We start from the raw sequence: 19,745 nt of genomic DNA, 5'->3' as shown, positions 1-19,745 counted from the left end.
TGTAGATCAGGCGAGGTCGGCAAAGGCCGCCATCGGAAGCCAAACCAAATGAGCCGCTCTGCGCGGCGGAACTTCAGGCGCGGCCGTAGAGCGGCGCCAGCGTTCCGCTCATTGCCAGATTGGCCGGTGATGCCAGATAGGCGATTGCCTCGGCGGCGGCTTCGAGGCTGACCCATCTGCCGAAATCGGCGTCCGGCATGTCGGCGCGGTTGGCTGGCGTATCGAGCGTCGAGGGCGCCACCGCGTTGACCAGTATGCCTTTGTGCTTCAGCTCTTCCGCCATCGCCACGGTCATCGCCGCCACCGCCGCTTTGCTGGCGGTATAGGCGACCATGCCGGCGCCTCGGCGCGGGTCGAGCCCAGCACGCGCCGTGACATTGACGATGCGGCCTGCAGTGGCCGAGCCAAGCATGGAGCGCACCGCCGCGCGGCAGCACAGAAAGGCGGTGCGGGCGTTGGTGTCCATCATTTCGGCAAAGGATGCGGATTCGATTTTCTCGACGGGGGCCATGGCAAAGCCGCCGGCCAGATGGATGGAGGCCCACAATTCGGGAACGCTGTCATAGAAGGCATCGACCTTGGCAGGATCGGCGAGATCGACATTATGCGCCAGCCGGACGCGATCATGGGCCGCGAAGGGGAAATGCGTGGGGGCCGACGCGTGGGCATTGGGCACATGGCAGATCGCGCCGTCCGCCAGCAATTTGCCGACGACCGCGGCACCCAGCGCCCCGGTGCCACCGGTCACCACGATATGCTTGCCCTGAACTGTTTCCGTCATCCTGGACGCTCCTGTCGTTTCTTATATTATGTCGCTTGTCGTGCCGCGCCGACGCAGAGCGTCGCGCCTTTTGCACGATCACTCAACCGACATCTCGACATGGCAGTTGTTGCGTCTTTGCATCGCTCGAAGCCGCCGACCGCCCCTTCCGACCCCCGCGCATGGACGTACGGCGCGCGGCCAGGCGTCAGTCGATGGTGATTTCGAGGACGTGCGGCAGTCTGGTTGCGCGTGCGCGTTTGAGCGCATCGGCGAGACCGGCAGTACCGGCAAGCCGCTCGGCTGATATGCCGTAGGCCTCGGCCAGCTTGCAGAAATCCGGCGGCGCCGGGGACACGCCGACCGGCTCGACGCCGACATCGAGCATCGACGTTTCGATCTCGCGATAGCCTCTGTTGTTCCAGACGACGAAGATGACCGGTGCGGGTGCATCGAGCGCCGCGCCTAGCTCCGGCAAGGTGAACTGGAAGCCGCCGTCGCCGGTCAGGCAAACCACCGGCACGCCGGGCATGGCGAGCGCTGCGCCGATCGCCGCCGGCGGCCCGTAGCCGAGCGCGCCGAAACCGGTGGCGGCGTTGAACCAGCCGCCTGGCCGGTCATGGTCGTAATAGAGATTGGCGGCGTAGATCGGCTGCGTGGAATCGCCGACGATGATTGCGCCCGGCAGTGCGTCGCGGATGGTTTCCACCGCACGCACCTGCGCGGCATAGGCCGGGCTGAGCTCGGCAAAGGCCGCCTTCCTCGACGCGGCTGCGCGGCTCTCGCCGTTCTTCGCCGCGGCATGATCAGGGTGGAGCGCGCCAAGCAGTGCGCCAAGCGCCTCCGCGCAATCGGCCTGGATGCCGACGCTCACCGGGCGGCGGGCGAGCTGGTCGGCGCCGATATCGATGCGGATCAGGTTGGCGGGCAGCACGAAGCCGCCGTCGCTGTAACCGTCATAGTCGGTCGGGCCGAATTCGGTGCCGGCAGCGATGACCAGATCGGCGTCTGCCATCAGCGCACGCACCGCCTTCAGGCTGGGGCTGGCCGGCACGCAAAGCGGATGCGCGTGCAGCAGACCGCGCGCATTGGCGGTCTGGACGACAGGTGCGCCGAGCCGCTCGGCCAGGCGCTGCAGTGGCTGTTCGGCGCGCTTGGCGCCGCCACCGGCAAGGATCAGCGGCCGGCGCGCGGCTGCGATCAGTTTGGCTGCCTCGGCAATGGCTGCGCCATCCGGCGCCGGCGGCGCCGCATTGGTGAGCGAAGCAGCGATGCCGTCGGCCGGTTTGACCATGACGTCGGTCGGGATCTCGATATGGACGGGGCCCGGCCGCGACGACGAAAACAGCGCGAAGGCCCGCGCCAAAGCGCCCGGCAATTCGCTGGCCTCGGTGACACGCTGCGAAAACAGCGCCACTTTCTCCATCATGCCGCGCTGGTCCGGCAGCTCATGCAGGAAGCCCAGCCCCTTTCCCAGCGTCGGCATCGCGTTGACGCCCGAAATCACCAGCATCGGCACCGAATCGGCGCGCGCCTGGCCCATTGCGGTGATGGTGTTGGTCAGCCCCGGTCCGGTGATGACAAAGGCAACGCCCGCCCGGCCGCTGGCGCGGGCATAGCCGTCGGCCATGAAGCCGGCGCCCTGTTCGTGACGCGGCGTGACATGGCGTATCTTTGAACGCGCCAGCCCGCGGTAAAGCTCGACAGTGTGGACGCCAGGAATGCCGAAAACGGTGTCGACGCCATGCGCTTCGAGCAGCGTGATCAGCGCTTCGCCGATGGTGGTCATGGCTTCTCTCCCTTTTGCGGCGCGAGGCCGAGCTCGGCCTCTATGGCTTTGACGCCGATCGCCGCCAATTCGCCAGGCGAGAACATCTCTGCGGCCAGACAGCCTTCGATCCAGAGCCCGTCGATGATCGCGTTGATGGCAATGGCATGGCGGCGCAGTTCATCTGCGTTTGGCCTGCGCTGCTCGGCGCCGAGCACTTCGGCAACGACTGCTTCCACCTCGTTGCGAAAGCCGAGATAGCCTTCGCGGTGGGCGCGAGCCAGGCTCGGATCCGCGCCGGCGCGGCCGATGAAGGTTGCCCACAGCGAAAACACGCGTGCATCGATGATCGGCGCGTTGAGGTTGGCAGTAACGAAGGCCGCAAGGCGCTGGCGCGGCGAGGCGTTTTCCATGAGCAATGCCGCCTTCGCCTGCTCGATCATGCGGCCCATCAGCGCCGCGTAGGCTTCCTGCAGCAAGTCTTCCTTGCCGGGGAAATAGTGCCGGATCAGCCCGGCGGTGACGCCGGCGCGCAATGCGATGGTGCGCAGGCTGGCGCCCTCCAGCCCATGTTCGGCCACGCTGTCCAGGGTCGCGTCGATCAGATCCTGCCGCCGCCGCTCCTCGCCCTCGCGGCGGAACTTGCGGCGCTCATTCATTGCCGCAGGATGGGCCGCGTCAGGCATGTCGGCCCACCTTCGCAGGCGATGCAGAGCGCATCCGCCTCGAAGATTTGAACCGTGCAGCCGGCGGCTTCCATCGCGGCCTTGGTCTTGGGAAAGCCGGCGACGGCAATGACCTTATGCGGGCTGGTCGGCAGCACGTTCAGGCTGAGGCCGTTCGAAGCGGCAAACTCTTCGGCGTCGCCTTCCACCAGCCGGATGCCGCGCGCCTTCAGCAACTGATAGAACGGCGCCGGCAAAAGCGGTGAATAGACCAGGGCCAGGTCGTCGGCCAGCGGACTGATCACCGACATCAGATGCAGGCACGCCTCCTCGCCCTGCCACAGCGGCAGATCGAAGCCGTAGACGGAAATGCCGAGCGGCGTCAGCAGGTTGGAAACCTGCTGTATGCCTTCCTGGTTGGAGCGCACCCCGCGCCCGATTACCAGCGTGTTTTTATCCAGCCATACGCAATCGCCGCCTTCGACCTGGCCGGGAGCCTCGACGCGGCCGAGGATAGGAATACCCAGGCGTGTGTAGGTTTCCTCATGCAGCGATGGCTCCCGGGCGCGCAATGGCTTGCCCATGGATAGGATCAGCGCGCCGCGGTCGGTCATCAGCGACGGGTCGTGGGTGAATACGGAATCCGACAGCCCGTCGGCCTTGTCATCGATCCATTCGATTTCGGCGCCGGAGGCCGTTACCAGTTCAGCAAGAGCCGCGTGCTGCGCCGCCGCTTTCACCGCATCGAAACCCGGGCCATAGTGCCAGGTAGCCCGGTCGGCGCCGCGCATGGCATTGGCCGCCGACCGCATCAGCACGCGCCGCAACGGCGCCGCCATGGACTGTGATCCGAAAGCGCTCATCGGTGCCCTTTTCAATGCCGTGTTCAGGGTGAAAAAAATGGAAGAAATTTCATCGGAAGCTATTTATACACTTGCACAATAAGGCCGCAAGTGCCGTAATGAGCGGGATTGACGGGCTCGCGCTGTTGGGTCCATGCTGAAGTCTGGAGTGGGCATTACAGCGTATGTTGATTAGCCGGATAGACGTTCGACGATCTGCCGTGGACCCTGTGGCAGAGGTTCCCCGGTGAGCGCGGCGGGACCCGCCGCAGTCCAATCCGGCAAGGCGCAGGACGGCGCCGCCGAAGCCATCCATGTCGAGAACCTGCACAAGAAATTCGGCCAGCTGCATGTGCTGAAAGGCGTTTCGCTGTCGGCGCGCGACGGCGAGGTGATCGCCATTATCGGCGGCTCGGGTTCCGGCAAGTCGACGCTGCTGCGCTGCATCAACTGCTTGGAAAATCCGACCAGCGGCATCATCCGCGTCAATGGCGAGGAGATCAAACTCAAGGCCGACAGCCACGGCCACACCGTGCCCGCCGACCGCCGGCAGATCGAACGCATCCGCGCCAAGCTCGGAATGGTGTTCCAGAACTTCAACCTGTGGAGCCACATGACGCTGATCGAGAACGTCATCGAGGTTCCGGTGCATGTTCTGGGCGTAAGGCGCGACGTGGCGATCAGGGAAGCCGAAAAGCTTTTGGCGCGCGTCGGCCTGGCCGAAAAGCGCGACGTCTATCCGGCCTATCTCTCGGGCGGCCAGCAGCAGCGCGCGGCGATCGCCCGCGCCCTGGCCATCAACCCGCGCGTCATGCTGTTCGACGAGCCGACCTCGGCGCTCGACCCGGAGCTGGTCGGCGAGGTGCTGAAGGTGATCGGCGACCTGGCGCGCGAGGGCCGCACCATGGTGCTGGTCACGCATGAAATGAAATTCGCCCGCGAGGTCGCGACCCATGTCGTCTACCTCTGCAACGGGCTGGTCGAGGAAGAGGGGCCGCCGGAGCAGATATTCGGCGCACCGAAATCCGAAAGGCTGAAGCAGTTCATCCGCAACATCGGCTAGGACAAGCCGGGACGGAAGAAAACCGGGAACCAACAACAAACTGGGAGTCGTGACATGAAGACTGTTCTGAAAACATTCGCCGCAGCGCTGCTGCTCGGCGTTGCCGCCATGGGCGTGGCCAAGGCCGATCCGGTCAAGATCGGTGTCGCCGCCGAGCCCTATCCGCCCTTCACCTCGCCGGACGCTTCCGGCAAATGGGTTGGCTGGGAAATCGAGTTCATCGACGCCGTCTGCGCCGAGGAGAAGCTCGACTGCGTCATCACGCCTGTCGCCTGGGACGGCATCATCCCGGCGCTGACGACCAAGAAGATCGACGTCATCGCCAGTTCGATGTCGATCACCGCCGAACGCGAGAAGACCATCGACTTCTCGGATAAGTACTACAACACGCCGACCGCCATCATCGGGCCGAAGGACCAGAAATTCGGCGCCACGCCGGACGATCTCAAGGGCAAAGTGCTCGGGGTGCAGGTGTCGACCACCCATTCGGCCTATGCCAAGAAGCATTTCGGCCCCACGGCCGCCGAGATCAAGGAATACCAGACGCAGGACGAAGCCAACAACGATCTGGCCGCAGGCCGCCTCGACGCCGTCCAGGCGGATTCGATCGCGCTCGACGCATTCCTGAAGTCGGACCAGGGCAAGGCCTGCTGCGATCTGAAGGGCATGGTGGCTCCGGACGATGAAGTGCTCGGACCGGGCGTGGGCGCCGGCGTGCGCAAGGAAGACACCGACCTTAAGGCCAAGATCAACGCCGGCATCAAGGCGATCCGCTCGAACGGCAAATATGACGAGATATCGAAGAAATACTTCGATTTCGACATTTACGGTGGTGGCGGCGCGCAGTCGAACTGACGATCCTCGCATGAGCTGAGGGGCATGGCGCCAACGCCATGCCCCTCCTGCCCGACCTTTCCCAGACATGCTTGCCGCCGGCGCTGCCGTCGGCGGTGGTTGGACCCAGCAATCCGGGGGCGACGCTGATCGACGCACTTCTTTCGGCCTCGGCGGCCGGCATCATAGAGCTCCTTTCGTACAACCCGCCAGGCTGGGGTGGTAAGCTCCTGCTCGGCCTCCTGCATTCGTTGGAAATCGCGCTTGGCGCAACCTGCCTCGGTCTTATGATCGGCACTGCCGGCGCCTTCGGCAAACTCTATGGCGGTCCCGTGGTGCGCGACCTGCTCGCAGTCTACACCACCGTCGTGCGCGCCGTGCCGGAACTGGTGCTGATTCTGCTGCTCTACTACGCCGGCACCGATTTGATAAACCAGTTGCTGGCGGCGCTCGGCTTTCAACGCCTCGATATTAGCGGGCTCGCCGCCGGCATCGCCGTGCTCGGCTTCGTCCAGGGCGCCTATTCGACCGAAGTCATCCGTGGCGCCATACTGGCGATACCGCAGGGGCAAATCGAAGCGGCGCGTGCCTACGGCATGTCGCCCGGCCTGATGCTGCGGCGCATAACGCTGCCGGCCATGCTGCCCTTCGCCATACCGGGGCTGGCCAATCTGTGGCTGATCGCCACCAAGGACACCGCTCTTCTGGCTGTCGTCGGCTTCGAAGAACTGGCGCTAGCGACGCGGCAGGCCGCCGGCGTGACCAAGGCTTACTTCACCTTCTTTTTCGCCGCCGGTCTTCTATATCTCCTGGTGTCGCTGGTTTCCAACCTCATCATCGGCCGCGTCGAAGCGCGGTCCAGGCGCGGCATGCCTTCGATCAAGGAATCCCGCTGATGGCCGGAGAAGCGATCATCATCAATGTTGCCGCGCGGACGTCGCTGTGGCTGCAGCCGCATCGCATCGTGCTGATCCTGATCGCGATCGGGCTGGTGCTGAGCGCCGCCTTCTTCATGCGCTGGGACTGGCTGCCGCAATATTATGAAATGGGGCTTCTCGGCATCTGGCGGTCGCTGTGGATCCTGGCCGTCACCTGCTTTCTCGGCTTCCTGCTCGCCGTGCCGCTCGGGCTCGCGCAGGCCGCCGGCTCTTTCTGGTTTTCCGCGCCCGCCAGGACATTCTGCACCGTCATCAGGGGCACGCCGCTGCTGATCCAGCTATGGCTGCTCTATTACGGGCTGGGCTCGCTGTTTCCGCAATTTCCCTGGATCCGCGAATCCTGGATGTGGCCGTATCTGAGGCAAGCCTGGCCTTATGGCGTGCTGGCACTGACCTTGTCCTTCGCCGGCTATGAGGGCGAAGTAATGCGCGGCGCCTTTGCCGGCGTGCCGAAGGGGCAGCTCGAGGCGGCCCGCGCTTTCGGCATGAGCCGCTGGAAGATTTTCCGCCGCATCTGGCTGCCGCAGGCCATCTACCGGGCGCTGCCGACGCTGACCGGCGAAACCGTGCTGCAGCTGAAGTCGACGCCGCTGGTGGCGACGATCAGCGTCATCGACATCTTCGCAGTCTCGTCCAAGGTCCGGCAGGACACCTACCTCACCTACGAACCCTTGCTGCTTTTGGCGCTGATCTACATGATCATCACCGGCATACTGGTGTTTGCATTCAGCAAGATCGAGGCGCGCATACCGAACAAGGTGGGCTAGGGAATAGTAAGTAGGCAGTAGTGAGTAGTCAGCATATGACCGGGAAACCGCTTGCTTTCGCTACTCCCTACTGACTACTCCCTACTCACTCACCACCAATCGGGTCCGCACCATGCAACTCTCTCTCGACCAGGCAACAGGGCTGTGCCGGATGGCGGCGCTCGGCGCCGGCGCCAATGAGGAGGCGGCGAGGTCGCTCACCGCCTCGATCATTGCCGCCGAGGCGGAAGGGCTTTCGACCGTCGGGCTGACCCATTTCATCGATTACCTCGAAGCGCTGGAAGCCGGCCGCATCGACGGCAATGCCGATCCCGTGATCACCAGGCCGGCGCTCGCCGTCTATCTCTCCGATGCGCGTGGCGGCCTCGCCCATACCGGCTTCGACCGCACCATCGACGACCTCGCCAAGGCGGCAAGGCTGTTCGGCGTCGCCATCTTCTCGCAAAAGAACGCTTATACCTGCGGCGCACTAGGCTATTTCACCGGGCGTCTGGCGCAATTGGGATTGGTCTCCTTCGCCGCCACCAACGGGCCGGCGGTGCTGGCAGGCTCGGGCTCGGTCAAGCCGGTCTATTGCACCAACCCGATGTCGTTTGCGGCACCCGCCGCTGGTGGCGCGCCGCTGGTCATCGACCAGTCGTCGAGCGCCACCGCCTTCGTCAACATCCGCAAGGCGGCCGAGGACGGCAAGAAGATCCCCGAAGGCTGGGCGCTGGACGCCAGCGGCAACCCGACCACCGATCCGGCCGCGGCCATGAAGGGCGCCATGCTGGCCTTCGGCGGCCAGCGTGGCGCCAACATCGCGCTGATGGTCGAAGTGCTGGCGGCTGGCCTGTCGGGCGCCAACTGGTCGCTCGACGCGCCATGGTTCAGCGGCGGACCGGACAGCCCCGGAACGGGCCTGTTCGTGCTCGCCGTCGAACCCAAGCTGCTCGACCCGGATTTCGAACAGCGCATGAAGGATCAGCTCGACCGGCTGCGCCGGCGCTTTGGTGTGCACGTGCCGGGCCGGGCGCGGGCCGAAGCGGCCGAAAAGGCGCAGGCGCGCGGCATCAATGCCTCCAAAGCCGTGGTGCAGCGCATTTCCGAATTCGCCGAGCGCTATTCGGGCTGAAGCAGTCCTGCGACAACGAATTTTTACGCGACCTGGCTGAACCTTTCTACCGATCGCAACGACCAACAGCTGTCCGGGTCGGGTTTGCCCGGTCGGTGTCTTCTGTCGGATGCGTCTAGGGCCCGGGCGGGCGTATGCCGTCTCAGGTTATCCGCCGCGTTGCGCTCTGTCTCGACAGTTGCGTCACCCGGAAAACCCCGCTTCGGCGGGGTTTTCTGCGTTCGTGCTCTGTGTGCTAAAACATGATGGCGGAAGTTAACTTTTGTTAACTTGACTTGCCGGAACCATCGGGCGTTTGCAAGGGATCGTCACAACAACAGGAGCTACGATGTCCGCAACCACCGACGCTTCCCGGGGCAAACTTATCGTTCCGGTGTTTGGCCGCCTGTATTCGTCGCTGTATGATGGCGCCGAAACCCTTCTGCGCGTCGTCGCCGGCGGGTTTCTCACCATTCACGGCTCGCAGAAGATCACCAACCCTTTCGGCACCGCCGAGATGGTCGAAGGCCTCGGCTTCTATCCCGGCGCGTTCTGGTCGCTGCTTTTGTCCTGCACCGAATTCTTCGGCGGCATTCTGATCGCCATCGGCCTGTTGACTCGGCCCGCAGCCTTTGCCGGTATGATCGTGCTGCTGGTCACCGTCTGGTTCCACTGGATCACTGTCGGCCAGGGCTTTTCCGGCGCTGAAAAGTCGCTTCTATGGGCGGCGATCCTGCTGTTCTTCGTTATCCGCGGCGGCAACCGCCAGTCGGTCGACGCGCGCCTCGGCAAGGCGTTCTGAAGGGTCCATAAGAGGGTGGCAGCGACGACGCGTCACCCTTTGCCTTTGGCCCAAAACGGACTATGAAACGGCTTCAGCCAAGCTTTCGAGCGCCGGAGCCAGCCATGACCGAAATCCTGCAGATCCCCAAGCTCGTGGTCGTCTTCGGCGGCTCCGGCTTCGTCGGCCGCCACGTCGTGCGGGCGCTGGCCAAGCGCGGCTACCGCATCAGGGTGGGGGTGCGCCGGCCCGATCTAGCGGGACATCTGCAGCCGCTCGGCAATGTCGGCCAGATCCAGCCGGTGCAGGCCAATGTGCGCGTGCGCTGGTCTGTCGACCGCGCCGTGCAGGGCGCCGACCATGTCATCAATCTGGTCGCCATCCCGCATGAAAGCGGCCGGCAGAAATTCAACACCGTGCACGAATTCGGCGCCCGCGCCGTCGCCGAAGCCGCACGCTCGGTCGGCGCAGGGCTCACCCACATCTCGGCGCTGGGCGCCGACCTCAACGCCGAATCCGACTATGCCCGCACCAAGGCGCTCGGCGAAAAGGCCGTCCTGGAGACGATCCCGGACGCCGTCATCTTCCGTCCGTCGATCAATTTCGGACCCGAGGACAGTTTCTTCAACCGCTTCGCCGACATGGCGCGCTATTCGCCGGTGCTGCCGCTAATCGGCGGCGGCCAGACCAAGTTCCAGCCGGTCTATGTCGGCGATGTCGCCGAAGCGGTGGCGCGTTCGGTCGAGGGCAAGATCAAGGGCGGCCAGATCTATGAACTCGGCGGGCCGCAAGTGCTCACCTTCAAGCAGTGCATGGAAGAGTTGCTCACCGTCATCGAGCGCAAGCGGCTCCTGGTCCCGGTGCCGTGGTGGATGGCCAATCTGCAGGCCTCAATCCTCGGCCTGCTGCCCAACCCGTTGCTGACCAAGGACCAGGTGCTGCTGCTGCGCCAGCCCAACATCGTGTCGGAGGAGGCCAACAAGGCCAACCGGAACCTTGCCGGCCTCGACATCCAGCCGCAGTCTATCGGCACAATCCTGCCCAGCTATCTCTGGCGCTTCCGCGCCGCAGGCCAATTCCAGCGCAAGCCCGCCGGCATCGCGTAACAAGGCGTTGCGCCGTTAAACGCGCCGCGTCACCTGCATAGGCAGGCCGCCTTGCGGCTGTGTCGTCAGTTTCTGCACCGGCCACGGCTTGGTCTCGGCCGTCACGTCGAAGCGGAAGCGCGACAGCATGATGGCCAGCGCAATGATCGCCTCCTGCATGGCGAAGCTGGCGCCGATGCAGATGCGCGGACCGGCGCCGAACGGCAGATACTGGAAGCGGTCGATCTTCTCGCGGTTTCCCGGATGGAAGCGTTCGGGCATGAAGGCGTCGGGCATGTCCCACAGTTTTCTGTGGCGGTGTACGACCCAAGGCATCACCAGTACGGCCGCGCGCTTGGGGAGCACCAGATCGTTCCAGGTCTCCGTCTCGATCGGCTCGCGGTTGATGGACGGCGCCGGCGGATAAAGCCGCAGCGCCTCCTCGAAGGCGGCGCGGGTGAACGGCATTGCGTCGAGCCATTTCGTCGGCTCGGGTTCGCGCGCCAGCACGGCATCGATCTCGCGCTCGACCTTTTCGCGCTCCCACGGCGCTTCGGCGAGGCAGTAGATCGTCCAGCCCAGCGCCCGCGCGGTGGTCTCGTGGCCGGCGCCGATGAAGGTGATGATGTTGTCCTCGACTTCCGCCCGCGTCAGCCCGTCGGGGCCTTCGGCGCGCAGCAGAAGCGTCAGGAAATCCTGCGGCGCGGTGTCGGGGTCGCGCTTCAGCCGCTCCTCGCGCATCTTGACTGTATCGGTGACGATCTTGCGGAAATACGCCATGGTCTTGCGGCCGCGGATGCGGGTCAGCCGCGGCAGCCATTCGGGCGCGCGCAACAGGTCGAGCGGATCGACACGGCCCATGGTTTCGAACAGGCGGTCGATTTCCTGCGCAAAACTGCCGGGCTCGCCCGCAATCTCGCCCGAAAACAGCGTTTCGGCCAGGATATCGTAGGTGAGCAGCGTCATGTCATGGGCGACATCGGTCATGCCGCCTTCGTCATAGCGGGCGACGAACTGCATCGTGCGGCGCAGCATCGGCTCGGCGAAGCCGAAGATATGCCGCGGCGTGAACACCGGCGCCATCGCCTTGCGCGAGCGCTTCCACACCTCGCCTTCGGCGGTCAACAGCCCGTCGCGCAAGATCGGTCGCAGGATCATCTGGCGCACCGTCGCCATCTTGTAGTTCTTGGCGTTGTCGATCAGCACGTGGCGGATAAGGCCGGGATCGTTGGCGACGATCAGATGCCCGCCGACGCCATTCGCCGAAATCCAGGGCTCGTTGTAGGTGTGCTCGCCCCACAGTTCGAGCGGATTGCGGTAGACGATCCGCATCATCTCCAGCGTCGAAGGCGGCGTCGTGCGCGGCTTGGGCGCTGGCGGCACGAAGGGGACGGGCTGCGTGTCCATGAGGTGCTCCGCTGATAGCTCAGATGTAGTGGCTGGCAATCCGGGCGTCCATGTGACCGAACGGCAAACTGAAACGCTGCAGCGCCCGGTGTGCCCGACAGACGGTGTGTTCATCGGATCGTGACCGCCGGTGAAACGGTTGCGGCTTGTCCGGTTGGACACTCTGCCATAGGTGACAGTTACCAACAGCTACTGCCAATCGCCCAGGAGAGTCCGCTTGAAGCACAAGCTGAACATCATAATCGGCAGCACGCGGCCGGGCCGCGCCGGGCCGGTCTTCGCCCACTGGCTGGAGGATTTTGCCCGCGAGCACGGCAAATTCGAACCGGTGCTGACCGACATTGCCACGTTCCATCTGCCGGTTCTGGACGAGCCGCATCACCCCAGGCTCGGCAATTACCAGAACGACCACACCAAAGCCTGGTCGAAGGTCATTGATGCCGCCGACGCCTTCGTGTTCGTTGCGCCGGAGTACAATTATTTCGTGGCGCCTGCGATCGTCAACGCCATCGACTACCTTGCGCGCGAATGGAAATACAAGCCAGCCGCCATCTTCAGCTATGGCGGCGTTTCCGGAGGCCTGCGCGCCGCGCAGGCGCTGAAGCCGCTGCTGACCGCGGTGGGCGTCATGCCCATCTCGGAAGGCGTCGCGCTGCCGATGTATCAGAAACTGCTGGAGAGCGACGGCTCCTTCCAGGCTAGTGAGCAGGTAGAGGGTGGGACCAAGACCATGCTGGACGAGCTCTCGCGCTGGAGCGGGGCGCTGAAGCCGATGCGGGCTACGTAACGCAGCCGGCCCCGGCTTGCTCATGCCATAAAGAGGTGGAATGGTCGGCAGGTGACTGAGCCGGGGGCGGTTCGATTTGCGCCTGTTGTTTGCCTTGCTGTTGATGCTTGCGACCACCGCCACAGCGGTGGCGGAGCGGCGCGTGGCGTTGGTCATTGCCGAGGACGACTACCGGCTGGTGCGGCCGCTGGCCAATCCTGTCAATGACGGCGAGGTGATGGAAGTGGCGCTGAAGAAGCTCGGCTTCGAGGTCGTGGTCGAGACCAATCGTGATCTCAGGCGCATGCGCCGGGCTCTCGACGATTTTCGCGAGGACGCCATGGGCGCCGACGTGGCGCTGGTGTATTTCTCCGGCCATGGCGTCGAAATCTCCGGCGACAACCGTCTTCTGCCGGTCGATGCCGATGCCTCCTCGCTCGACCAGCTGGAGAAGACCAGCCTGCCGCTGGAGGAAGTGCGCGATGCGGTTGCCGCCACGGCGAAGGTCGGGCTGATCGTGCTCGACGCCTGCCGCAGCGATCCGTTCACAGGCGGCAACGGCGACGGGCGTGGCGCCACATCGCTGATCAAGGACCTTGTGGACAAGATCAAGCCGGGCCTCGGACGCGTCGGCAAGGCGGAAAACATCCTGTTCGCCTTTTCGGCGGCGCCCGGCGAGACGGCTGCCGACGGTACCGGTGCGAATTCGCCCTTTACAGCGGCGCTGATCAAATACCTCGGCACCGACGGGCTCGAAATCCGCTCGGTGCTGACGCTGGTGCAGCAGGAGGTCTACGACCTTTCGCGCGGAAAACAGCTGCCCTACGTCGAAAGCGGGCTGCCGAAGCTGTTCTTCGCCTCGGCGGCCAAGGAACAACTGCCGGAGCGCGAGCGGCTGTTGCTTGCCATGGCCGATGTGACGCCGGAAATGCGCGGCGCGGTCGAACGGGTCGCCAGCGATGCCGACATGCCGCTGGCGCCGCTCTATGGCGCGCTGATCAGTTCCGACACCAGCCATCTCTCCGGCGAAAGCCTGGACGCCAAGCTGCGCGAGGCGGCCGACGCCTTCGTCAAGGTGCGCGGCGAGATGAAGACGCTGGCCGCCGACGACCCGCAGGTGACCGAACTGCGCCGCCAGGCCGAGGAACAGTTGGCGCTCGGCGCTTTCGATGGCGCACGCGTGATCCTCGCCAAGGCCGCCGACGTCGACAATGTCTCGCGCCAGGCGTTGAAGGCCAATTTCGTCAGCCGCACCCTGTCCGAAGCCGCGACGCGATTTCTCTCGGGCGGCGCGGCGCGTGCCACCCTGGACTATGCAACCGCCATCAAGGACTATGAAACGGTGCTGGCGCTCTATGGCGAAGCCGGGCAGACCTCGCTCAGCCTGGAACAGGCCGACCGCCAAAGCCGCACGCTGGAAGAGCTCGGCATCCTCTACACAACGGTCGGCAACACCGACGCCGCCGGCCGCGCCTTTGCGGCGCTGGTCGCCAATCTTGAGCAGCGAGCGCGCCAGGAAACCGATCCGAGCGTCAAGCGCGACCTGGCCATCGGCCATATCAAGTTCGCCAACATCAAGATGGCGCAAGGCGATCTGCCGGCCTCCCTGCAAAACTATGAGGCGGCCAGGGACATGTTGCAGGGCCTGACCACAGACGTGCCGGACAAGAAGGACTGGCTCGGCGATCTCGCCATGGCCCATGATAAGATCGGCAATGTGCTGGCCACGCAGGGCGATGTGGGTGCGGCAGCCCAGGCCTACCAGCAAAGCCTGTCCATCAAGCAGCAATTGGCCGATGCCGAGCCGAACAGCGTCTATCTGCTGCGCGACCTGACCATTACCTACGACGAAATCGGCGGTCTTGCCCGCACCGCCGGCCAGCTGGATGGCGCCCAGACTGCATTCGAAGAGAGCCTGAGAATTCGGCTGGCGCTGGCGCAGAACAACCCCGACGACCCCAGGCATCAGCGCGCCGTCTCCGTCAGCTACACCAGGATCGGCGACGTCCTGCGCGAGCGTGGCGACGCTGCGGGCGCGCTCGACGCCTACAACAAGAGCCAAATAATCGCCGAAGCGCTGGTGCGCCGCGACTCAAACGACACCGATTTGAAGCGCGACCTGTCGGTCGGTTACGCCAAGATCGGCAATGCTTACGGCGACCAGAAGGACTGGCCACTCGCGTTGGAGGCCTACCAGCAGGCGCTGGCCACGGCGCGAGACCTTGCCGCCAGCGACCCAGGCAACACCGATTGGCAGCGCGACCTGTCAGTCTGTCTGGAAAAAATTGCCGGCGTGTTTGATGCCCAGGGCGATATCGCCGGTGCTTTGCAGAACTACCAGGACAGTCTCGTCATTGCCGACCGGTTGGCAAAGCTCGACCCGGGCAATTCCGATTGGCAGCGCGACCTGTCGATCACGTTCGAGGAAATAGGCCTGCTGGAGACCAAGCAGCGCCACTATGAGGGCTCGAAGAAGGCCTTCGAAGCCAGCCTGGCCATCCGCCAGCGGTTGGCCCTGTCCGATCCGGACAATGCGATCTGGCAATTCGATCTGGTACAGGCCTACATCAACTATGCCTATGTGGCGAAGAATCCGAAGGCTGTGTTGTCGCAGGCGCTAGACCTGACGCTGGAGCTTGACCGCACAGGCAAACTGGCGCCGAGGGACAAACCCACGATCAAATATCTGCGCGGTCTTCTGGCCAAATTGAAAGCCGCGAAAAAATAGCCGGCTGCCAGCTCGGGATTCAGCCCTGAAATGCCCGCAAACCTTGGAAAAACCGCCTTTTGCGCCTATATCTAGGACATCAAAGCGGCGTGATTCGAAGCCATTTTTTCGCGCTGAGCATGCGGCATCAATCAGACAGGTTTTCATGAGCGATCAAAGCGACAACGCCAACGGCGCTGAGGCCGAATACGGCGCCGATTCCATCAAGGTTTTGAAGGGGTTGGACGCTGTCCGCAAGCGGCCGGGCATGTATATCGGCGATACCGACGACGGCTCGGGCCTGCATCACATGGTCTATGAGGTGGTCGACAACGCCATCGACGAGGCGCTGGCCGGCCATGCCGACCTCGTCACGGTGACGCTTAATCCCGACGGTTCGGTCACCGTTATCGACAATGGCCGCGGGATTCCGACCGATATTCACACTGGCGAAGGCATTTCGGCGGCCGAAGTGATCATGACGCAGCTGCATGCGGGCGGCAAATTCGACCAGAATTCCTACAAGGTGTCTGGCGGCCTGCACGGCGTCGGCGTCTCGGTGGTCAACGCGTTGTCGGCCTGGCTGAAGCTGAAAATCCGCCGCAACGGCCAGATTTTCGAGATGAGCTTCACGCATGGCAATGCCGATGCGCCGCTCAAGGCCACCGGCAGCTATGAGCAGAACAAGCAGCCCGGCACCTATGAGGGCCGCAGCGGTTCCGAGATCACCTTCTTTCCGTCGTCCGAAACCTTCACCATGGTCGAATTCGACTTCGGCACGCTGGAGCATCGGCTGCGCGAGCTCGCCTTCCTGAATTCCGGCGTACGCATCATTTTGACCGATGCCCGCCATGCCGATCTCGTGCGCCACGAACTGCACTATGATGGCGGCCTGGAAGAGTTCGTCAAATATCTCGACCGGGTCAAGAAGCCGCTGATCGACAAGCCGATCGCCATCAAGGCCGAGCGCGACGGCATCACCGTCGAAGTGGCGATGTGGTGGAACGACAGCTACCACGAGAACGTGCTGGCCTTCACCAACAACATCCCGCAGCGCGATGGCGGCACCCATCTGGCCGGCTTCCGTGGCGCGCTGACGCGCCAGATCACCGGCTATGGCGAATCGTCGGGCCTGACCAAGAAGGAAAAGGTGGCGCTGATCGGCGACGACTGCCGCGAAGGCCTGACGGCGGTGCTGTCGGTCAAGGTTCCCGACCCGAAATTCTCCTCGCAGACCAAGGACAAGCTGGTCTCGTCGGAAGTCCGCCCGGTGGTCGAAGGCCTGGTCAACGAGGCGCTTGGCACCTGGCTGGAAGAACACCCCAGCGAGGGCAAGGTGGTTATCGACAAGGTGATCCAGGCGGCCGCGGCGCGTGAAGCCGCGCGCAAGGCCCGCGACATCACCCGCAAAAGCTCGCTCGGCGTCACCTCGCTGCCTGGCAAGCTCGCCGACTGCCAGGAGCGCGACCCGGCGAAATCCGAAATCTTCATCGTTGAGGGTGATTCCGCCGGCGGCTCGGCCAAGGGCGGCCGTTCGCGCCAGAACCAGGCGATCCTGCCGTTGCGCGGCAAGATCCTCAATGTCGAGCGCGCCCGCTTCGACCGCATGCTCGGCTCCGAGATGATCGGCACGCTGATCACCGCGCTCGGCACCTCGATCGGCAAGGACGAGTTCAACGCCGACAAATTGCGCTACCACAAGATCATCCTGATGACCGACGCCGACGTCGACGGCGCCCATATCAGGACCTTGCTGCTCACCTTCTTCTTCCGCCAGATGCCGGAGCTGATCGAGCGCGGCCATCTCTACATCGCCCAGCCGCCGCTCTACAAAGTGACGCGCGGAAAAAGCTCGCAATACATCAAGGACGAGAGCGCCTTCGAGGAATTCCTGATCGGCTCCGGGCTGGAAGAGGCGTCGCTGACGCTTGCCTCCGGCGAGGCGCGGGCCGGACAGGATCTGCGCGGCTCCATCGATGACGCGCTGGCCGTGCGCCAGCTGATCAACGGGCTGCACACGCGCTACAACAGGGGCGTGGTCGAACAGGCGGCGATTGCCGGCGCGCTCAACGCCGATGTGCTCAACGACCTCGGCCGCGCCAACGCCATGGCCGAACGCGTCGCCCAGCGCCTCGACATCATCGCCGAGGACACCGAGCGCGGCTGGACCGGCCGGCTGTCGACCTCCAATGAAGGCGTCGGCGGTTATGTCTTCGAGCGCACGGTGCGCAGCGTCAAGGAATTTGCGCAGATCGACGCCGGGCTGATCAATTCGGCCGACGCACGCCAGCTCGATCGCTATGCGCCGCGCCTCACCGAGGTCTATGGCGAACCGCCGGTGCTGCGCCGCAAGGATGTATCCGAAGTCATTTCGGGGCCGCTGGCGCTGCTCAACGCGGTGTTTGCGACCGGCCGCAAGGGCCTGACCATGCAGCGCTACAAGGGCCTCGGCGAGATGAATGCCGAGCAGCTCTGGGAAACCACGCTCGACCCGAATGTGCGCTCGCTGCTGCAGGTCAAGGTGAATGACGCAACCGATGCTGACAGCTTGTTCTCGCGGCTGATGGGCGACGAGGTCGAGCCGCGGCGCGAATTCATCCAGGACAATGCGCTGTCGGTGGCCAATCTGGACATTTGATGGCTGCGCGCCCATCGCTTCGTCATCCTAGGGCGGAGCAAGGAGCTTCGCTCCTGCTTCGCCTTAGGATGACGTGGGTGAGGCCTCAGCCAATCTCCAGCGTTTGCGATGAACCGTTCTCAACGCCGCCACTCAACTCGGTTCCAGCTTTCGCCCGAGATCGACGGCGTCGCGCAGCACTTGCAGATGCGAGCGCGGCGCGGTGCCCGCCGGCAGGGCGATTTCGACGCCGTTTGCCGTCGATGACCAATAAAGCGTGTGGGTGAAGATACGGCCAAGTGAGCTGCGAAGCTCGATCTGGATGTTCTCCACACCGGGGCCGAAGTTTTCCGTCATCGGACCGGAAATCGGATCGCCTGTCGCCCAGCCATTGCCGCGGTCGTAGACGTTCGTCCAGCGCGTTGCCGCAAACACCGCGCCATGATGCACCGCGCGCTGCGCCTTGCCTTGGCTGTGTCCTTCCCGGTAAAGCACGGTGCCGCCGGGGCGCCCGTCATCGGCAATCGGCGGGCAAGCCGAGAACAGGCGCTCGGCAAGGCCACGCCTGAATTCCGCGAGATTGTAGGTCACCAGGAATTCGCTGTGGGAGAGCGGACTGCCAAGCGTGACGAAATCGCTGATCTTCCAGGGCAGCGGGTGGTCGGCGTCCTTGGTCCGAAGCTGCTGGTAGAGCGCCCATTGACCGCGCCGGAATCCGGCGAGGTCTTCAAGGTTCTTTGGCCACGCTGACCCATCAGAGCCGAGCGTTGCCTTGTCGACGGCCTCGACCGCCGCCAGTTTGGCCTTGTCGCGGACCGCTTCCAGCCTTCGCGGCCGGAACTCGGCCCACAGGATCTGCAGCAAATCATAGGCGATGATCGACCCAAGGCTGTGCGAGACCAGCACGATGCGGTCGTAAGCATCGTCCTTCATCAGCGTCTTGAGCAACGTCAGGCCTCTGTCGCGGATCAGCGCACGCTTCTCGATCGTCGCCGCCTCGGCGCGCACATAAGCGGCGACGTCACCGAAATAGGGCAGGGCGAACTGATCCACCGCCCAGATGACAAAAGAAGCGAGGGTGGTGATCATCAGGCCGGTCGTCAAGGTAACGGCCTGTTGCCAGACCGATGTTGCCAGCACGAGTGCTGCGCCCAGAATGACGATAACGATCAGAAGTGTGGCGACGTAAAGCTTGCGGGCGTCGAGCGGAATGTCGGCGGGCTTGCGCCACAACAGGTTCGTCACCCAGGCGGCCAGCCGGCCGCGCGTCGTGCCTTGCGTGATGTCGGCCCAATAAAGCTCGTAGAAATCGGTACGGCGGCCATCGACGTCGTAGGGCGTGGTGATGCGGCGCAGCTCGTGTGACTTGGTCCGGCTGTCGGGCGTGATCCAGCTCTGGTTGATCGTGGCGCCGGAAACGGCCGGATCGGGAATCTGGGCGTAGGGTGGAGCACGGGTGGGATCGCTGCTCCAGACCGCCTGGACGAATCCCCTCAGCGTACCCATCGGCCGCTGCTCGCCCATGCCATGCACGATCACCACCGCCTGGCTGGGCTGCGCCTTTTTGTAAGCCAGCGATGCGACAGTCTTGGGCATCAGCGTCTCCGTTGACGACATCCGACGGCGGGATCGCTCATGCTACCCCCGGCTCA

At 64.2% G+C, this 19,745-nt stretch carries 17 protein-coding genes; 11 read left to right on the top strand and 6 right to left on the bottom strand.

Annotated features, from left to right (window positions below; all coding sequences use genetic code 11):
* Positions 1-73: 73 nt before the first annotated feature.
* The 4 genes from X733_RS141795 to X733_RS141805 all read right to left on the bottom strand — a co-directional run bounded on the left by X733_RS141795 (position 74) and on the right by X733_RS141805 (position 4,056).
* Positions 74-781 (bottom strand): SDR family NAD(P)-dependent oxidoreductase, encoded by a 708-nt coding sequence (locus tag X733_RS141795; RefSeq protein ID WP_023739672.1) that lies wholly within the window; start codon positions 779-781, stop codon positions 74-76.
* Between the two features lie 187 nt (positions 782-968).
* Positions 969-2,549 carry a 5-guanidino-2-oxopentanoate decarboxylase gene (locus tag X733_RS141800; protein WP_023746538.1) on the bottom strand — a complete coding sequence of 527 codons (1,581 nt, stop codon included), beginning with the start codon at positions 2,547-2,549 and terminating at the stop codon, positions 969-971.
* On the bottom strand, positions 2,546-3,214 hold the full coding sequence (locus tag X733_RS0135465; RefSeq protein ID WP_023746539.1) for a TetR family transcriptional regulator C-terminal domain-containing protein: 669 nt from the start codon (positions 3,212-3,214) through the stop codon (positions 2,546-2,548). Before X733_RS0135465 ends, X733_RS141800 begins: the two co-directional genes overlap by 4 nt.
* Complete coding sequence (locus X733_RS141805; RefSeq protein WP_023746540.1) at positions 3,184-4,056, bottom strand: dimethylarginine dimethylaminohydrolase family protein; 873 nt, start codon at positions 4,054-4,056, stop codon at positions 3,184-3,186. Before X733_RS141805 ends, X733_RS0135465 begins: the two co-directional genes overlap by 31 nt.
* On the opposite strand from X733_RS141805, the gene X733_RS1000000170345 reads away from it, so the two are divergent.
* The 8 genes from X733_RS1000000170345 (at position 3,983) to X733_RS141840 (ending at position 10,617) form a co-directional block, all read left to right on the top strand.
* Positions 3,983-4,138, top strand: a complete 156-nt coding sequence (locus X733_RS1000000170345; RefSeq protein WP_196813766.1) for a hypothetical protein — start codon at positions 3,983-3,985, stop codon at positions 4,136-4,138. The two genes, X733_RS141805 and X733_RS1000000170345, sit on opposite strands and share 74 nt — an antisense overlap.
* Before the next feature lie 144 nt (positions 4,139-4,282).
* The gene (locus tag X733_RS141810) at positions 4,283-5,098 is read left to right on the top strand and encodes an ABC transporter ATP-binding protein (RefSeq protein WP_023729738.1); all 816 of its coding nucleotides are present in this window, start codon (positions 4,283-4,285) and stop codon (positions 5,096-5,098) included.
* 54 nt (positions 5,099-5,152) lie between these two features.
* Positions 5,153-5,953 (top strand): transporter substrate-binding domain-containing protein, encoded by an 801-nt coding sequence (locus X733_RS141815; RefSeq protein WP_023671323.1) that lies wholly within the window; start codon positions 5,153-5,155, stop codon positions 5,951-5,953.
* 161 nt (positions 5,954-6,114) lie between these two features.
* Positions 6,115-6,828 (top strand): ABC transporter permease subunit, encoded by a 714-nt coding sequence (locus tag X733_RS141820; RefSeq protein ID WP_348625875.1) that lies wholly within the window; start codon positions 6,115-6,117, stop codon positions 6,826-6,828.
* Entirely contained in the window at positions 6,828-7,637 is an 810-nt protein-coding gene (locus X733_RS141825; protein WP_023729737.1) for an ABC transporter permease, read from the top strand. The genes X733_RS141820 and X733_RS141825 overlap by 1 nt, the downstream gene beginning before the upstream one ends.
* A gap of 112 nt (positions 7,638-7,749) precedes the next feature.
* Positions 7,750-8,751, top strand: coding sequence for an Ldh family oxidoreductase (locus X733_RS141830; RefSeq protein ID WP_023819689.1), 1,002 nt, complete (start codon positions 7,750-7,752; stop codon positions 8,749-8,751).
* Between the two features lie 328 nt (positions 8,752-9,079).
* Positions 9,080-9,532, top strand: coding sequence for a DoxX family protein (locus tag X733_RS141835; RefSeq protein ID WP_023755780.1), 453 nt, complete (start codon positions 9,080-9,082; stop codon positions 9,530-9,532).
* A gap of 104 nt (positions 9,533-9,636) precedes the next feature.
* Positions 9,637-10,617 (top strand): complex I NDUFA9 subunit family protein, encoded by a 981-nt coding sequence (locus tag X733_RS141840; RefSeq protein ID WP_023819688.1) that lies wholly within the window; start codon positions 9,637-9,639, stop codon positions 10,615-10,617.
* A 15-nt stretch (positions 10,618-10,632) separates the two neighbouring features.
* Here the strand turns inward: X733_RS141840 and X733_RS141845 are convergent, their stop codons facing one another.
* Positions 10,633-12,003, bottom strand: a complete 1,371-nt coding sequence (locus X733_RS141845) for a cytochrome P450 (protein ID WP_023819687.1) — start codon at positions 12,001-12,003, stop codon at positions 10,633-10,635.
* A gap of 217 nt (positions 12,004-12,220) precedes the next feature.
* Here X733_RS141845 and X733_RS141850 point away from each other — a divergent pair, with 217 nt between their 5' ends.
* The 3 genes from X733_RS141850 to gyrB all read left to right on the top strand — a co-directional run bounded on the left by X733_RS141850 (position 12,221) and on the right by gyrB (position 18,114).
* Positions 12,221-12,790: an NADPH-dependent FMN reductase gene (locus X733_RS141850; protein WP_023745825.1), complete on the top strand. Its 570-nt coding sequence runs from the start codon at positions 12,221-12,223 to the stop codon at positions 12,788-12,790.
* 76 nt (positions 12,791-12,866) lie between these two features.
* A complete protein-coding gene (locus X733_RS141855; protein WP_023819686.1) occupies positions 12,867-15,497 on the top strand; it encodes a caspase family protein in 2,631 nt (876 codons plus the stop codon).
* A gap of 145 nt (positions 15,498-15,642) precedes the next feature.
* The gene (gyrB, locus tag X733_RS141860) at positions 15,643-18,114 is read left to right on the top strand and encodes a DNA topoisomerase (ATP-hydrolyzing) subunit B (RefSeq protein ID WP_023819685.1); all 2,472 of its coding nucleotides are present in this window, start codon (positions 15,643-15,645) and stop codon (positions 18,112-18,114) included.
* 132 nt (positions 18,115-18,246) lie between these two features.
* Here gyrB and X733_RS141865 read toward each other — a convergent pair whose 3' ends face one another.
* Entirely contained in the window at positions 18,247-19,689 is a 1,443-nt protein-coding gene (locus tag X733_RS141865) for a hypothetical protein (protein WP_031193857.1), read from the bottom strand.
* Positions 19,690-19,745: the final 56 nt, after the last annotated feature.

Source organism: Mesorhizobium sp. L2C066B000 (assembly GCF_000502335.1).
Lineage (GTDB): Bacteria > Pseudomonadota > Alphaproteobacteria > Rhizobiales > Rhizobiaceae > Mesorhizobium.
The sequence above is the reverse complement of the archived record's forward strand: the minus strand, read 5'-3'. Positions and strand labels throughout refer to the sequence as shown.

Coding starts and splice junctions, on each gene's coding strand:
- X733_RS141845 (WP_023819687.1), bottom strand. CDS start 12,003: ATGGACACGCAGCCCGTCCCCTTCGTGCCGCCAGCGCCCAAGCCGCGC.
- X733_RS141835 (WP_023755780.1), top strand. CDS start 9,080: ATGTCCGCAACCACCGACGCTTCCCGGGGCAAACTTATCGTTCCGGTG.
- X733_RS141840 (WP_023819688.1), top strand. CDS start 9,637: ATGACCGAAATCCTGCAGATCCCCAAGCTCGTGGTCGTCTTCGGCGGC.
- X733_RS141825 (WP_023729737.1), top strand. CDS start 6,828: ATGGCCGGAGAAGCGATCATCATCAATGTTGCCGCGCGGACGTCGCTG.
- X733_RS0135465 (WP_023746539.1), bottom strand. CDS start 3,214: ATGCCTGACGCGGCCCATCCTGCGGCAATGAATGAGCGCCGCAAGTTC.
- X733_RS1000000170345 (WP_196813766.1), top strand. CDS start 3,983: ATGGCATTGGCCGCCGACCGCATCAGCACGCGCCGCAACGGCGCCGCC.
- X733_RS141805 (WP_023746540.1), bottom strand. CDS start 4,056: ATGAGCGCTTTCGGATCACAGTCCATGGCGGCGCCGTTGCGGCGCGTG.
- X733_RS141800 (WP_023746538.1), bottom strand. CDS start 2,549: ATGACCACCATCGGCGAAGCGCTGATCACGCTGCTCGAAGCGCATGGC.
- gyrB (WP_023819685.1), top strand. CDS start 15,643: ATGAGCGATCAAAGCGACAACGCCAACGGCGCTGAGGCCGAATACGGC.
- X733_RS141830 (WP_023819689.1), top strand. CDS start 7,750: ATGCAACTCTCTCTCGACCAGGCAACAGGGCTGTGCCGGATGGCGGCG.
- X733_RS141795 (WP_023739672.1), bottom strand. CDS start 781: ATGACGGAAACAGTTCAGGGCAAGCATATCGTGGTGACCGGTGGCACC.
- X733_RS141815 (WP_023671323.1), top strand. CDS start 5,153: ATGAAGACTGTTCTGAAAACATTCGCCGCAGCGCTGCTGCTCGGCGTT.
- X733_RS141865 (WP_031193857.1), bottom strand. CDS start 19,689: ATGCCCAAGACTGTCGCATCGCTGGCTTACAAAAAGGCGCAGCCCAGC.